The organism is Kitasatospora sp. NPDC008115 (assembly GCF_042957205.1).
Lineage (GTDB): Bacteria > Actinomycetota > Actinomycetes > Streptomycetales > Streptomycetaceae > Kitasatospora.
This window is the reverse complement of record NZ_JBIBHU010000017.1, coordinates 41,737-56,041: the sequence shown is the minus strand read 5'-3', so window position 1 is coordinate 56,041 and position 14,305 is coordinate 41,737. Positions and strand designations below refer to the sequence as shown.

General features: G+C 75.7%; 11 protein-coding genes and 1 pseudogene. 2 read left to right on the top strand and 10 right to left on the bottom strand.

Translation table 11 applies throughout. The features are described from left to right. Positions 1-64 precede the first annotated feature (64 nt). Entirely contained in the window at positions 65-1,093 is a 1,029-nt protein-coding gene (locus ACFZBX_RS21760; RefSeq protein ID WP_391535412.1) for a GNAT family N-acetyltransferase, read from the bottom strand. A 59-nt stretch (positions 1,094-1,152) separates the two neighbouring features. Here ACFZBX_RS21760 and ACFZBX_RS21755 point away from each other — a divergent pair, with 59 nt between their 5' ends. Next, positions 1,153-1,545 (top strand): glycosyltransferase, encoded by a 393-nt coding sequence (locus ACFZBX_RS21755; protein WP_391535531.1) that lies wholly within the window; start codon positions 1,153-1,155, stop codon positions 1,543-1,545. Between the two features lie 119 nt (positions 1,546-1,664). Here the strand turns inward: ACFZBX_RS21755 and ACFZBX_RS21750 are convergent, their stop codons facing one another. The 5 genes and pseudogenes from ACFZBX_RS21750 to ACFZBX_RS21730 form a co-directional block, all read right to left on the bottom strand. Continuing rightward, the gene (locus tag ACFZBX_RS21750) at positions 1,665-1,988 is read right to left on the bottom strand and encodes a hypothetical protein (RefSeq protein WP_391535411.1); all 324 of its coding nucleotides are present in this window, start codon (positions 1,986-1,988) and stop codon (positions 1,665-1,667) included. A 9-nt stretch (positions 1,989-1,997) separates the two neighbouring features. Further along, positions 1,998-2,945, bottom strand: coding sequence for an SPFH domain-containing protein (locus ACFZBX_RS21745; RefSeq protein WP_391535410.1), 948 nt, complete (start codon positions 2,943-2,945; stop codon positions 1,998-2,000). Between the two features lie 106 nt (positions 2,946-3,051). Then, positions 3,052-3,717 (bottom strand): response regulator, encoded by a 666-nt coding sequence (locus tag ACFZBX_RS21740; RefSeq protein ID WP_391535409.1) that lies wholly within the window; start codon positions 3,715-3,717, stop codon positions 3,052-3,054. Beyond that, positions 3,705-5,014 (bottom strand): annotated as a pseudogene (locus tag ACFZBX_RS21735) (sensor histidine kinase). The gene ACFZBX_RS21740 and the pseudogene ACFZBX_RS21735 overlap by 13 nt, the downstream one beginning before the upstream one ends. Positions 5,015-5,128: 114 nt before the next feature. After that, positions 5,129-6,136: a DMT family transporter gene (locus tag ACFZBX_RS21730; RefSeq protein WP_391535408.1), complete on the bottom strand. Its 1,008-nt coding sequence runs from the start codon at positions 6,134-6,136 to the stop codon at positions 5,129-5,131. A gap of 126 nt (positions 6,137-6,262) precedes the next feature. Here ACFZBX_RS21730 and ACFZBX_RS21725 point away from each other — a divergent pair, with 126 nt between their 5' ends. Next, a complete protein-coding gene (locus ACFZBX_RS21725) occupies positions 6,263-7,153 on the top strand; it encodes a LysR substrate-binding domain-containing protein (RefSeq protein WP_391535407.1) in 891 nt (296 codons plus the stop codon). A 76-nt stretch (positions 7,154-7,229) separates the two neighbouring features. Here ACFZBX_RS21725 and ACFZBX_RS21720 read toward each other — a convergent pair whose 3' ends face one another. From ACFZBX_RS21720 to ACFZBX_RS21705, 4 genes are all read right to left on the bottom strand, one after another. After that, positions 7,230-10,241 (bottom strand): hypothetical protein, encoded by a 3,012-nt coding sequence (locus ACFZBX_RS21720; protein ID WP_391535406.1) that lies wholly within the window; start codon positions 10,239-10,241, stop codon positions 7,230-7,232. After that, a complete protein-coding gene (locus tag ACFZBX_RS21715) occupies positions 10,241-12,118 on the bottom strand; it encodes an HSP90 family protein (protein ID WP_391535405.1) in 1,878 nt (625 codons plus the stop codon). Before ACFZBX_RS21715 ends, ACFZBX_RS21720 begins: the two co-directional genes overlap by 1 nt. Positions 12,119-12,231: 113 nt before the next feature. Next, positions 12,232-13,203 (bottom strand): hypothetical protein, encoded by a 972-nt coding sequence (locus tag ACFZBX_RS21710; protein ID WP_391535404.1) that lies wholly within the window; start codon positions 13,201-13,203, stop codon positions 12,232-12,234. A gap of 206 nt (positions 13,204-13,409) precedes the next feature. Continuing rightward, positions 13,410-14,291 (bottom strand): geranyl diphosphate 2-C-methyltransferase, encoded by an 882-nt coding sequence (locus tag ACFZBX_RS21705; protein WP_391535403.1) that lies wholly within the window; start codon positions 14,289-14,291, stop codon positions 13,410-13,412. Positions 14,292-14,305: the final 14 nt, after the last annotated feature.

The following is a 14,305-nucleotide window of genomic DNA, read 5'->3' as shown; positions in this document are numbered from 1 at the left end:
CGGGCTCCTCGACTCGGTGTTCTGCGGGCGGTGCTGACGGGTGTGCGGCCGGCGGACGCCTGCCTCAGAGGGTCGGCGCGCCGTCCGACGGGCGCGGCGCGGCGTCCGGGCGGGGCGCGTCCGCCTGGCGGGACGCTTCCGCCTGGCGGGGCACGCCGGGCAGGCCCGGAACGGCCGGGGGCCGACAGGACGTGACCACCGTACGGCCCGCCGCGCGGGCGGACTCCTCGAACTGCGCGATCCGGTAGGCGAGGCCCTCCGGTTCACCGGCGTCGGCCCAGCGCCAGGCCTCCGCCCACCACTGCGGGCCGCGCACCAGCGGGCGGCCGGCGAGCGCGAGGTGCAGGGCGAGCGTGGAGCGGGCGTAGCCGTGCACCCAACCGTCGCTCCGCCGGTAGGCGGCGGTCTCGTCCAGGCGCAGCCGGCCGCCCTCGCTGCCGGCGGCGAGCAGCGGGGTCCAGTCCGCCTCGGACGGGTCGGGGGACGGGCGGCCGGCGACCAGCAGCACCAGGCGGCCGTCCTCCTCCTGGACGCGGTAGGGCGGGAGTTGGGGCATCCGGGCGAGGCCGATGGCGTGCTTCCAGGAGACCGTCCACAGGCCTCGGCGCAGGTAGTAGCGGACGGCGTGCTGCCAGGTCCAGTGCGCCTCCAGCCGGTAGCCGGGCAAGCCCTCGGCGGTGGCGGCGCGGTAGACCTGGTCGAGGGCTGCCGCCGCCAGGCCGCGGCCGCGCGCGGAGGGGCGGAGGTAGAGTGAGGAGACGGCCAACTGGCCGGGCCCCCTGGTCCCGTTGCCGACGGCGACGGTGCCGACGGGCTCGCGGGCGCCGGCGTCGAGCAGCCAGTACCGGCGGCGGTACAACTCGTCGCCGGGCCACTCACGGCCGCTCTCGCCGAGCCGTTCACGCAGCCGGCGCTCCTCGGCCGGACCGATCCCGTCCGGATCGAGGCACTCGCCCAACTCCCCCTCGGCGCACGAGGCAAGGCCCCAGAGCGCGAACCCGCGCCCCTCGTCCTCCCCCACCGCCCGCACTCCGGACGCCGCCGCCAACCGCTCCTGCGCCCGCCCGACCACCGCATCCCAGGACCTCGCCACGCTGCCCACGATAGCGAGCGACCGGTACCGAATGTAATTCAGTAGACACCGAACGTGAGATCGGATACGAATTCCATTGTTCGGGAAGTCGGCCGACGAGACGAGACGAGACGAGCCCGAGAACGAGGACGAGCATCGTCTTCCTGGAGGCGGCCGCCGCCGGCCTGCCCGTCGTCGCCGGCCGCTCCGGCGGCGCCCCGGACGCCGTGCTCGACGGCGTCAACGGCACTGTCGTCGACGGCAGCGACCCGGCCGCCGTCGCCACCGCGATCGCCCGCATCCTCACCGCCCCCGCCCCCGACCGCGCCCGCATGGCCACCGCCGGCCGCGACTGGGTCCGCGCCGAATGGTCCTGGGACACCACCGCCCACCGGCTGACCACCTTCCTGACCGAGGAAGGCCCTCCCGCGCCTCGCACCCGGGTCGATCACGCGGACCCGACCCGCCGGTGACACCGCCTCAGGCAACCGGCCACGGCCCGGCCGGCCGAGACGACGTGCGACCCGAGTCGGAGATTCGGCGGCGAATCCCCGGCTCAGGTCACCAGGCCCGTCCGGTCGGGTCCGTCCGGTCAGGCCCGGCCGGCTCCGCCCCGCTCCGGAGGCTCCCCGGCCGAGGTCCCGGAATCCGGGTCCGAGTCCGGGTCCGGGTACGGATCGGAAGCCGGAGCCGGGCCGGGGTCCGGACCCGGACCCGGACCCTGCTTGGGCGGGCGGCCGCGGCCGGGGATCCGGGCGGCGCCGCCGGGCATCCGGCCCGCGTCGGCGAGGGCGCGGCGGAGCAGGAACTCGATCTGCGCGTTGGTGCTGCGCAGGTCGTCCGCGGCCCAACGGGCGAGCGCGTCGTGAACTGAAGGGTCCAGCCGCAACAGGAGCTTCTTCCGTTCCGTCGCCAAGGCCTCGCCTTACTGGTAGAGGGAGCCCGTGTTCACGACGGGCTGGGTGCCGCGGTCGCCGCAGAGCACCACCAGGAGGTTGCTCACCATGGCGGCCTTCCGCTCCTCGTCCAGGTCCACGACATCGCGTTCGGCGAGCCGGTCCAGCGCCTCCTCGACCATGCCGACGGCGCCCTCGACGATCAGCCTGCGTGCCGCGACCATGGCCCCCGCCTGCTGGCGCTGGAGCATCACCTGTGCGACCTCCGGAGCATACGCGAGCCTGGTGATCCGGGACTCGACGACCCGCACACCGGCCGAGGCGACCCGGGCGGCGATCTCCGCGGAGAGCTTGCGGGCGATCTCCTCCGCGCCGTCGCGCAGCGACAGTTGACCCTCCTCATGGGCGTCGTACGGGTAGCTGGTGGCGATGTGCCGCACGGCCGTCTCGGTCTGGATGGCGACGAAGTCGACGTAGTCGTCCACCTCGAAGACCGCCATCGCGGTGTCCTCGACCTGCCAGACCACCACGGCGGCCATCTCGATCGGGTTGCCGTCGGCGTCGTTGACCTTGGCGGTCTCGGTCTCGTGGTTGCGGATCCGGGTGGATATCCGGTGCCGGCTGGTGAACGGGTTCAGCCAGGTCAGGCCCGCGACGCGCACGGTGCCCCGGTAGCGCCCGAGCAGCTGGACCACCCGGGCCTCACCGGGCGAGACCACCGTCAGACCGATCGTCATCAGCAGCGAGCCGAGCGCCAGCAGCGGCCCGACGACCAGCAGGGCGATCCCCAGTCCCTTGCTGCCGCCGGAGAGTTGGACGCCACCCGCGACGGCGGCCCCGACCCCGGCGAGCAGGCCGAGCAGCGTCGCGCCGAGCATCGGCAGGCCGGCCCGCCCGGTGATCACCCGTTCGGTGATCGCCGGGGCCGGGAGGTCCAGAACGAGGCCGTCCTCGACGGGGAAACGCGGCGTGGTCATGGGAGCGACTCCTTCGGCGAGCATCGGCATCCGACGGCAAAGTGATATCACTTTTTCGCGCCGCCACGCCATTGCCCGACTCTGAGGGTGGGGCCGGGTGCAGGGGCTACTCGCCGCGCAGGTCCGCGAGGTGGGCCAGGACGGCGAGGACCCGGCGGTTGCCCTCGACCGGATCGAGGTCGAGCTTCATGAAGATGTTCCCGCAGTGCTTCACCACGGACGCCTCGGTGATGCTCAGCCGGGTGCCGACGGTCTGGTTGTTTAGGCCCTCGGCCATGAGCCCCAGCACCTCGCGCTCGCGCGGGGTGAGCCGGGCGATCGGGCGGTCGGCGGACTGCTGACGGAGCAGCACCCGCACCACCTCCTGGTCGATCACGGTCTCCCCGGCCGCCACCCGGCGCAGCGCGTCCAGGAACTCGGACACCTCGCCGACCCGGTCCTTCAGCAGGTAGCCGAGCCCGGCCCGCTGCGCGCCGGCCGCGCCGAGCAGCCGGGTGGCGTACGGGGTCGCCACGTACTGGGAGAGGACGAGAACGGGCAGGCCGGGATGGCGTTCGCGCAGGTCCAGGGCGGCGCGCAGGCCCTCGTCCCGGAAGCCGGGCGGCATCCGGACGTCGGTGACGACGGCGTCCGGCCGGTCCACGTCGACGGCGGCGGCGAGGGCCTCCGCGTCGCCGACGGCGGCGACCACCTCGTGGCCGCCCCTGGTGAGCAGTTCGACCAGGCCGGCCCGGAGCAGGACGGCGTCCTCGGCGATGACTAGCCGGAGCACGGCACCTCCAGCCGGAGCCTGGTCGGCCCGCCGCTCGGACTCGTCACCATCAGTCGTCCTCTCAGGATCGCCACCCGGTCGGCCAGTCCCTGGAGTCCGGCCCCGGCGGCCGGGTCGGCCCCGCCGCGGCCGTCGTCGGTCACCTGGAGCACCAGCCGGTCGGCCGCGATCCGCCCGTGGACGGTGATGGCGGTGGCACCGCTGTGCTTGGCGGCGTTGGTGAGCGCCTCGGTGACGGTGAAGTAGGCGGTGGACTCGACCGCGCCGGGCAGTCGACCGGGCAGGTCGAGATCGACCTCGACCGGGATCGGGTGGCGCAGCGCGACCTCGGTGACGGCGGCGGCCAGGCCGTGGTCGGTGAGCACCTGGGGGTGGATGCCGCGGACCAGGCCGCGCAGCTGCTCCACCGCCTGCCGGGCCTCGCCGCGCGCCCGGTCGACCAGGTCGAGCACCGGGTCGCCGTCGGTGCCCGCGCCGGGGGTGCCCGCGCCGTCAGTGCCCGCGCCGGGGGCGGCGGCGCGTTCGCGCAGCTCGTGGGCGGCGAGGCCGAGGGTCATGGTGAGGGCGACGAGCTGCTGCTGGGCGCCGTCGTGCAGGTCGCGCTCGATACGGCGGCGCTCGGCCTCGAAGGCGTCGACCAGCCGGGCCCGGGAGCGGGTCAGTTCGAGGACCTGCCGCCCGCGGTCCTCCTCGCGGGGGCCGAGCAGCAGCCGGGCCAGCCGGACGTGGACGGTGGTGAGCAGCGCCGCGGCGTAAGCAGCCCCAGCAGCCCCAGCAGGCCGAGGGCGGTGGCGGGCAGCGCGTGGAGCGGTCCGGGAACGGCGTGGCCGGGGATCAGCATGACGGTCTCGGGGGCCAGCGCCCAGACCACGAGGGGGCTGATGACCAGCGCCCCGGAGAACACCAGCAGGGCGACGAGGCCGAGTCCGGCGACGGTGAGCGGCGGGCCGACGAGCACGGTGTGGGCGAGTTCGCGCCAGGTCGCGCGTTCACGCAGCCGGGTCCGGAGCCGGGCGCGGCGGCCGGCCCCGGGCAGCGGGCGGTGCGGATCGGGCACCGGCGACGGTTCGACGAGCCGCAGCCGGCGGCGTTCCAGGGCGCCGAGCGGCAGGCCGCAGAGGGCGACGGCCAGCAGCAGCGGCAGGCCGATGCCGACGACGGCGAGCCCGAGGCCGAGGGCGATGAGGGCGGCCAGCAGGACGACCACCACCAGGCCGAGCAGGGTGCCGCTGGTCAGGTAGGCCCAGCAGCGCAGCGAGTCGGGGGTGAACGGGAAGCGGAGGGGGCGGGCGCGCAGCACGGACTGTACGGCGACGTCGGGCGAGGGGGACGGCAGGTCGGCCGTGTCGCCAACGTCAACGCCTGCGTCAACGCTTACGTCCGCTGCCCTTCCCGTGCCCATCGGCCCACCCTAACCGACCGGCTGACGCCGCCTCCGGCCCCGGCGGCCGGTGCGCTTCCCGGCAGCCGAACCGGTGCCCGGGGCGGCCCCCGGGCCGGTGCCCGGGCCGGTGCCCGAGCCGACGCGTGGTGGCCGGGTGAGGGCGACGGCGGCGATCACGGCGAGGCCGCCGAGCAGGGTGTTCCAGCCGACGGGCTCGGCGAGCAGCAGGGCGCCGAGCGCCGTCGACCAGAGCGGGGTGACGTAGGTGACGGCGGCGGCCACGGCCGTTCCGGCGGTGCGGACCAGGTCGAGGCTGAGGACGTAGGCGACGCCGGTGCCGAGGGCACCGAGCGCCAGCAGGGCGGCCCCGGCCCCGGCACCGGGCCAGTGCGGGGCGCCGGCGGCGAGCGGGGCGGCGAGGGCGAGTTCGGCGGCGGCGCAGGTGATCTGGGCGGCGGACAGGGCGGCGGCCGAGTGCGGGCGGGCCGAGAGGTGGCGGCGCAGATAGGCGAAGCCGGCGCCGTAGCAGCAGGTCGCGGCCAGGCAGGCGAGCCCGCCGGCCACCACCGCGGAGCCCGAAGCCGCACCGAACCCGTGCCCGCCACCGACGCCGAGCACCGCGAGCACCCCGGCGAAGCCGAGGGCCAGCCCGGCGATCCGCCGCCGCCCCGGGCGCGGTTCCCCGGGCACCGCGGCCAGCGCGAAGAGCAGGGCGAACAGCGGGGTGGTCGCGTTCAGCACGCCCGCGAGCACCGAGCTGACCCGGGTCTCGCCGTAGGAGAACAGCACGAACGGCACCGCGTTCAGCAGCAGCGCGACCACCGCGCAGTGGCCCCAGGTGGCGAGGTCGCGCGGGGCGGCCTCGCGGCGCGCGGCGAGGACCGCCCAGAGCGCGGCCGCGCCGAGCAGGCAGCGCCAGGCCGCCACCCAGAGCGGCGGCACCCCCGCGTCGACCGCCACCTTGATCAGCGCGAAGCTCGCACCCCAGATCGCCGACAGGGCCACGAACCCCGGCCACCAGCGCCGTCCCGTCACAGCCGCCTCCCGTCCTTCCCGCACGTGGGACCCCCCACCGCCCACCGGCCGGGGTTGGACAGAGGGTGACGGCCCGACCGACCATGAGTCCAACAAGTGGCGGTGCAGCAGGGATGAGGAGGTCTCATGGCCCCGGAGGTGAACCTCGCCCAGCTCAGGGCGCTGGTCGCGGTGGCGGACGCGGGCGGCTTCGGGGCGGCGGCGGCCGAACTGGGCGTGAGCCAGTCGGCGGTCTCGCACGCGGTGGCGGCACTGGAACGGGTGCTCGGCGCGCCCGTGCTGCACCGGGGCGCACCGGCCCGCCCGACCCCACTGGGCGAGCGGATCCTGCCGCACGCCCGGACGGCGGTCGCCTCCGCCACCGCCGTCCGGACCATCGCCGCCCGGCACGCGGGCGCTCTGACCGGCACGGTCCGGCTGGCCGCGCCGACCACCGTCTGCCAGGGGCTGCTGCCCGGCCTGCTGCGCGACTGGCGGGGCGAGCACCCCCGGCTGACGGTGCGGGTGTTCGAGGGCGAGGACGACGAGCTGGGCGTCTGGCTGGAGGCCGGCACGGTGGACGCGGCGGTCCTGGTGGACGCGGACCCGGTGCCGCCGGGGGCGGTCGCGCTCGGCGCGGACTCGATGCACGCGCTGCTGCGCCGCGACCATCCGCTCGCGGGCGAGCGGAGCGTCGACGTGGCCGACCTGGAGGACGACGACTTCCTGCTCTCCGAGGGCGGCTGCGAGCGGCACATCCGCGACGCCTACCGGCGGGCGGGCGTCCGCTTCGCTCCGCGCCACCGCATCCGGGACCTCAACACGCTGATCGGCATGGTGCACGCGGGGGTCGGGGTGTCGGTGATGCCGGCGCTGGCGCAGCCGATGCTGCCGGCGGACTGCGTGCTCGTCCCGATCCGGCCGGCCGCGCACCGGACGCTGACCCTCACCGGCCCGGCGGGCCGCCCGTGGTCGCCCGCGGTGACGGGCCTGCTGGCCGCCGTGCGCGGCTCCCGCGGGACGGCCGCCGCCCGCTGAGCGACGCCTCGGCTCCAGTGCCGCCCGCCCCGGTGCCGCCCCCGGTGCCGGTTCTCCCGGCACCGGGGCGCGATCGTCAGTCCGCGAGGCGCTCGCGCAGCTCGGCGAGGATCTCCGCCGCCTCCTCCAGCCCGAGCGCCCGGCAGCGCTTGATCGCGAGGGTGAGCCGGTCCCGGGCCGCCGCGAGGCGGCCGAGGTCGGTGCCCTCGATCAGCGCGGCCACCCGGACGGCCTCGGCGCGCGGGGTCTCGGCCTGCTCGCCGCCCTCCTCGTAGGCGGCGATCGCCCGCTCGGCCTCGGCCAGCGCCTCCTCGTGGTCGCCGGCCACCGCGCGGACCCGGGCCCGCTCGTAGTGGACGGCCGCGCGCGGGTACCAGGTCTCGGCCCCGGGTTCCTCGCGCTCCAGCCGCTCGCGCACGGCGTCCGCCTCGGCCAGCCGGGCGAGCGCCTCCCCGACCCCGTCCGGGCCCTCCTTCTGCGCGGTGAGCCGGGCGAACTGCCGCAGCATCGCGGACACCGGGCCGGGCTGCGGCCACTGCTCGTGCGCGGCCAGCGCCCGGGCGCGGGCGGCGTGCGCGGCCTCCCAGCGGTCGGCGTGCAGCAGCGCGACGGTCGCCTCCGAGGCGACCATGGTGCGCAGGTGGAGGTCCTCGGTCCAGCCCTCCAGGACGGCGGCCAGCCGCAGGAACTCCTCGGCTGCGTCGCGGTCCTCGTCCAGCGCGAACAGGCCGCGCGCGAGGTCGAGCCGGGCCTGGGCGAGCACCCGCTCGTCCAGGCCGGCGGCCGCACCCTCGGCCACGACGGACTCCAGGACGGCCACCGCGTCGGCGGTCCGGTCGGCGCCGGTCAGCAGGTCGGCGAGTTGCAGCCGGGTGCGGGCCGCGTCCTCGGCCGCCTCCGGGCCCTTGCGGTCGAACCGGGCGGCGGCCTCGGAGAGCGACCTGATCGCGGCGCCGGTGTCGCCGATGTGGGCGCTGGCGTGCCCGGCCATCAGATAGGTCGCGGCGAACGGGTACGAGTCGTCGGCCCAGCGGGCGGCCGCGGCCAGGGCGCGGTGCAGCACCTCGACGGCCTCGGCCTGCTCGTCGCTCTGCAGCAGCGCCTGCCCCAGCAGCCCGTACGGCCTCGGCGTGTGCCAGGGCTGCCCGGCCTGCTCCAACTCGGCGATGATGGAACGCAGTTCCGCCACCGCCTCGGCGAGCCGCCCCTGCCGGGCGGCGGCGTCGGCGGCGTACTGGCGGGCCACCGAGAGCCGGCGCACCGAGCCGCGGGCGGCGGCCGCGTCGCGGTAGGCGGTGACGGCGGCGGCGAAGCGCGCGGACTGCTCGGCGGGCGGCTGCGCCGGCGGCTCGGGCAGCGCGCGGACCAGCTCCTGGTGGGCGGCGTAGGCGCGGCACTGGAGGACGATCAGGTAGTCGTCGTCCGAGATGCCCGGCGCGCCGTCGGCGGCCCCGGCGGCCCCGGCGGCCAGCTGCTCGGCGCGGGCCAGCGCGGCGTCCAGGGCCTGCCAGTCGACGACCGGCGCGGCGGCCTCGACCGGCGCGCCGTTCCCGTCCTCATCCCCGTCCTCGTCCTCGTCCTCGCGGACGAGTTCGGCGACCAGCGCCCGGGTCCGGGCCGCCAGCGCGCGGCCGGCCAGCCCCTCCCGCTTGTACAGCCCGCCGGCGGCCAGCAGTTCGGCGGCGCCCTCCTCCCACTCGCCGCGGTCGAGCGCCTCGTGCGCCCGCCGCTCGGCGAGTTCGGCGCGCAGCTGCCCGAGCGGCCCGGCGTCCGCGGCCAGCAGCCCCTCGGGGTCCCCCGTAAGGCCCCCGGCGGCGGCGAACCGCTCGTCGATCCGCTTCCAGAGCCGGTCCGCGTCCGGGTGGCCGACCAGGTGCAGCTCCCGGGCGCGCAGCACCAGCGCGGTGAAGTCCTCCGGCTCCGGCTCGGCCTCCCGGGCCGGCACCGCGGGGACGACCGGGACGGCCGCCAGCTCCGGCGACGCCGCCGCCCGCACGCCGAGGGCGAGCGGTTCGGCCAGCAGCGGCCGGCCGGCCAGCCGCTCCCGGCGCCGGCCGCTCACCGCACCGGTGCCGTTGCGGGCGTCGAAGCGGGCGGCGAGCGCGTCCGCCTCGGTGCGCAGGTGGGCGAGCAGGGTGTCGACGGTCCAGCCCGCCCCGGGCGGGCCGCTGACGGTGAGCTCGCCGTGCCCGGCCCGGGCGAGGGCGGCGATCAGCACCTCGACGCCGGTGAGGAAGGAGAGCCGGCTGACCGGGTCGCCGGTGACGCCGAACAGGTCGCGGTTCTCGGCGAGCAGCTCCAGGCCGCGCGGCTCGTTGCCGGACAGCGCGCAGAACTCGATGTGCAGGCCGACGGAGCTGGCCATCCCGCTCTTGCCGCGGGCGAAGCGGTAGCCGACCAGGTGACTGGAGCGGGCCTCGTCCAGCCGGCCCTGGCGCAGCAGCGGCAGCAGCGCCTGGGCGTGGCTGACGTAGGGCTCCTCGGCGCAGGTGGCCTCGCCGGTGAGCACCGGCCGCCAGACGTCCAGCGCGGTCACGTCGTCGCCCTGGCGCAGGTGGTGGACGGCGCGGGCGCGAATCTCGCAGGCGTGGCAGTCGCTCAGCTCGGTGCGCGGCCGCCCGGCCCACAGCTCGTAGGCGTCCAGGGCCCCCTCGCCGGTGTGCGCGGCGAGGTGGAAGCGCTGGGCGTAGTAGGGCTGGAGGCCGTGCCCGGCGGCGCGGTAGCGGCTGCGCATCTCCTCGTGCCAGCGCCGGATCGCGGGCAGCGGCACGTCGGGGGTGCCGAGCAGGGAGGTGGCGACCCACTTGAAGCGCCAGAACACCTGCTGCCGCGCCCACTCGCCGAAGCCGTCCGGGTCGTTGTCCCAGAGCTTGAGGACGCGGGCGAAGACGACCGGGGCCTTGCTGCGCTCGCCGTCGTACTCGTAGGCCTCCATCAGCTCCAGGAGGGCCATGGAGCGGACCGCGGTGTCGTCGAACTGGTCGGCGGCGTCGACGAGTTCCTCGGCGGTGACGGTCCGCTGGCGCCCGTAGGGGCGGGCGTCGTTCTCGCGCAGCGCGGTCATCACCGCGTCGATGCTGTTCAGCATCACGCCTCCTTCGGACCGGTGCCGCCGTTGCCGCCGGACGCGGCCTCGTGGCCGAGCATCGCGTGGTCCAGCAGGCTGATGAACGAGCGGTTGAGCAGCGCGCTCTCGCTGGAGGTCAGCGGCCGGCGGGTGAGCAGCACCGCCTGCCCGTAGAGCGTCTCCACGGCGGTGACGGCGAGTTCGCGGTCACCGATCGAGGCCGCCCGCCGGACCAGCGGGTTGAGGTGGTTGAGCACCAGCTGGGCGCGGGGCACCTCGGCGCGCAGCGAGCCGAGGATGTCGGCCCACAGCCCGTCGGCCTCGTCGGCGAGTTGGGCGCGGGTGCGCTCGTGCCGGGCCTCCCGGTTGTCGAGCAGCAGGGCGGGCGCGCTGGTCGGGTGGAAGCTGCGCAGGGCGACGTCGCAGTCGAAGCGGCCGACCACCTCGCGGGCGGTGGCGAGGAACGCCGAGGCGGCGAGTTCGGCGGCCGGGTCGACGGTGTCGAGGTGCGCGGTGACGGTGCTCGGGTCGAGGTCGGCGACGGAGGTGCCGGGCCGGATCTCGGGCAGCCGGTGCACGAGGTCGCGGTCGTAGGTGTAGCCGCCGTTGACGACGCCGAGCCCGGCGGCGCCGGCGATCGGGGCGACCTGGCGGAACTCCTCGACGGTGCGGGTGACCAGCACCACCGGGTGGGTGCGGGCGAACTCGTCCAGGGTGACATTGCCGTCGGTGGTCTCGAACGGCAGCCAGGGCAGCAGCATCCGCAGCAACTCGTCGTCGTAGCGGGCGAGTTCCTTGACGGCCAGGTGGTGCACCGAGATGAACCGGTGGAGCAGCGCCGGGTCGCTGGCGGACAGACCGGTGAGCCAGTCGCGGATCCGGGCGCCGAGCGCGTCGCGGACGGCGGCGAGCGTCTCGTCGGCGTACAGGCCCTCGCGGCTGGCGGTGGGCCGCAGGCCGTCGGTGTCCACCACGCAGCGGACGAAGAACGCCCAGTCGGGCAGGAGTTCGTCGGCGTGGTCGGAGAGCAGCATGCCCTTGAGGTGCACCCGGTGGCCGGCCCGGCGCGACGGCGGGACGGCGTCGGGCAGCACGTAGGCGACGCCGCGCAGGCCGACCAGCGGCAGGTCCAGTTCAATGGTGTCCAGCGGGGTGAAGTCGAAGGTGGAACGGCAGTAGGCGGCCAGCGCCTCGCGGCGGGCCAGCGGGGAGCCGTGCTGGGCGGCCCACGGCGGGGTCCGGTTGACCCGGGTGGCGTCGCCGCGGCCGTCGACGACGGTGACCTCGTGGCGCAGCAGGCTGCCGAAGTCCTGGGCGAGGGTGAGCACGCGGTCGTGGCGGGTCCACTCGGCGGCGTCGGAGCGCGGCGTGAGGCGCACGGTGGTGCCGGGCTCGGGCTTGGCGTCGGCGGGCAGGGTGCGGATGGTGTACCGGCCGTCGGAGCCGCCGCGCCACTCGATGACGGGGGCGTCGGGGGTGGCGGCGGAGCGGGTGACGACGGTGATCTCGTCGGCGACCACGAAGCAGGCGAGCAGGCCGATGCCGAACTGGCCGATGAAGTCGCCGCGGGCGCGGGCGAGCCCGTCGCCGTCGAGGCGGCCGTCGGCGTCCCGCTTGGAGCTGCGGCCGATGGTGGCGAGGAAGGTGTGGACGTCCTGCTCGGTGAGGCCGATGCCGGTGTCGGTGACGGTCAGGTCGCGGTCGGCGCGGACCGTGATCGCGGCGGGCGCGGCCGGATCGAGGGCCTGCCGGGCGGAGATCGCGTCGACCGCGTTCTGCAGGAGTTCGCGCAGGTAGACGCGGGGGCTGGAGTAGAGGTGGTGGGAGAGCAGGTCGACCAGGCCGCGCAGGTCGACCTGGAAGGTGTGCGCGCTCGTCGGGTTCTCGGATGGGGACACCGGTGGCTCTTTCGATCGCAAGGGGTGTGTCGGGCTTCGGTGGCCGGCGGGCGGGACGGCCCGGGCGGCCGGTCGGCGTGCTCGGCGGGCGTGGCGCGCCGGGCGTGCTCGGCTCAGCGCGGGGCGCAGCGGTCGCGGTGGAGGCCGAAGTTCTCGGCCTCGTCGCCGCCCAGGTAGTACCAGGGCCAGTCGGTGGCGGCGTCGCCGAGGGTGGCGAACACGGCGTGGGCCAGCTCGCGCTCGTCGGCGAGCGAGAGGACCATCGCGAAGGTGTTGTGGGTGGTCCGCCAGTCGCGCCGGGGCCGGTAGGCCGGGTGCAGGACGGAGCGCAGGGCCGCCTCGCGCAGCGAGGTGCGCACGGCGGGGCCGGTCAGGTAGGCGTGGTCCTCGCCGTCGGGCAGGTCCAGCCAGTGCTCCAGGTGGGCGACGGCGACCAGCTCGCCGAGCGGGGAGCCCTCCGGCGCGCCGAGCATCGCGGTGCGGGCGAAGGCGTGCATCTCCTCGTGGGAGCCGCCCCACTTGGCGCAGAGCTGCTGGAGGCGCTGCTGGTGGGAGGCGAGGTGCCCGGGGTCGCGGCGCAGCGCGGCGTCGAAGCGGGTGGTGGCGACGGTGCGGCCGAGCGAGGCGCCGCGCGCGCCGATCTGGAGGAAGTACCAGGGGGCGAGCCAGCCGGGCTCGCGTTCGGCCACCTCCAGCAGCTGCTCCTCGGCGGTCTCCAGCCGCTCGCCGAACAGCCGCCAGCCCTCCTCGGTGACGTCCTTGGCGCGCGCGCCGGTGCGGGCGTTCCAGGCCCAGGAGATGTGCCGGGCACCGGAGACCAGCAGGACGAGGGTGTCCTCGGGCCGTTCGGCGACGGCCTTGGCGAGCCACTCCTCGGTGCCCTCGACGTCGGTGATCCGGTTGAGCAGCCAGGTCAGCTCGGCCTGGTCGGCGACCGCGGCGAGGGCGGGGCGCAGCGCGGCCCAGTCCCCGGCCTCGGCGAGGGCGCGCAGCCGGCGCAGCTCCTCGTCGCCGTGCGAGGGGTCCAGTACGGGGGGCAGCGAACGCGGAGGCTTCCGCCCGGCCAGGCGGCGGAAAAAGGACATGGTGCGGCCCCCCTGAGACCTCGTCGACCGGCACGGCCGTCGGCATCGTTCGTATGGCCTCGGTGCGGCCAATCGGATGATGCACTGCATATCACGTGCCGCCGACGTCCTGCTGACCAGCCCGGTTCCGGGGGCCCGTCACACGGCGGACCCGGCCCCGCCGCCGTTCGGCCGGGCCGGGTCCTCGCCGGTGCGGCGACGCGGGGTCAGACCCGGTCGGCCGCGATCAGCAGGTACTGGAAGGAGCCGTCCTTGTAGGAGTTGATGAACGCCTCCTCGATGCCGGTCACCAGCGAGGGCACGGTGGCCCGCAGCTCCCAGTACGGGAGGGTGGCGGCGGTCAGGTCGACGACCGCGTTGGGGACGAGGCGGTTGTCGGCCATCGCGCGCAGGTACTCCCGGCGGGAGTGGATGTTGCACTCGAAGTGGGCGTTGATCTGCGAGACCCACTTGGACGGCTGGCCGTAGATCGGGTTCCAGCAGCCGGTGATGGTCACGTACCGGCCGCCGACCGAGAGGATCCGGGAATGCTCGGCGAACAGGTCGTGCAGGTCGACGTACATGCTGGACTCGTTGTTCCAGGAGCCCCGGACGGTGCCGTTGCCGAACGGCATGTCGAGCATGTTGCAGACCTGGGCGTGCACCGAGTCGTCGATGCCGAGCTCCTTGGCCCGCCGGTTGCCGAACTCGGCCTGCTTGGCCGACAGGGTGACGCCCTCGACCTTGCAGCCGAAGCGCTGGTGGGCCATCACCATCGAACCGCCGCGCCCGCAGCCGGCGTCGACCAGGGTGTGCTCGGGGCGGATGTCGCCGAGGCTGTCGAGCAGTACGTCGGTCTGCGCGGACTCCAGCCGGTGCAGTTCGGCGACGAGCTTCTTCTCGCGCTCGCTGTCGCCGGGGTCGCCGAGCGCCGCCTGGTCGACCTCGCCGATGCCGTAGTGGTGGTGGTAAAGGCCGTCCACATCGCCGAGGCGCAGGTTCACCGGCCGGGCCTCATGGTCCCAGTAGCGGGCGATGTCGCCCTGGTAGGGAGTGGCCGGCCCGGGGACGGCGGTGCGGCTCACGGGGGTGGTGTCGGTGACGGACACGGTTCAGCTCCTTG

Bases quoted from the DNA above. Each gene is read 5' to 3' on its own strand.
- ACFZBX_RS21745 (WP_391535410.1), bottom strand. From the start codon at position 2,945: ATGACCACGCCGCGTTTCCCCGTCGAGGACGGCCTCGTTCTGGACCTC.
- ACFZBX_RS21725 (WP_391535407.1), top strand. From the start codon at position 6,263: ATGGCCCCGGAGGTGAACCTCGCCCAGCTCAGGGCGCTGGTCGCGGTG.
- ACFZBX_RS21720 (WP_391535406.1), bottom strand. From the start codon at position 10,241: ATGCTGAACAGCATCGACGCGGTGATGACCGCGCTGCGCGAGAACGAC.
- ACFZBX_RS21710 (WP_391535404.1), bottom strand. From the start codon at position 13,203: ATGTCCTTTTTCCGCCGCCTGGCCGGGCGGAAGCCTCCGCGTTCGCTG.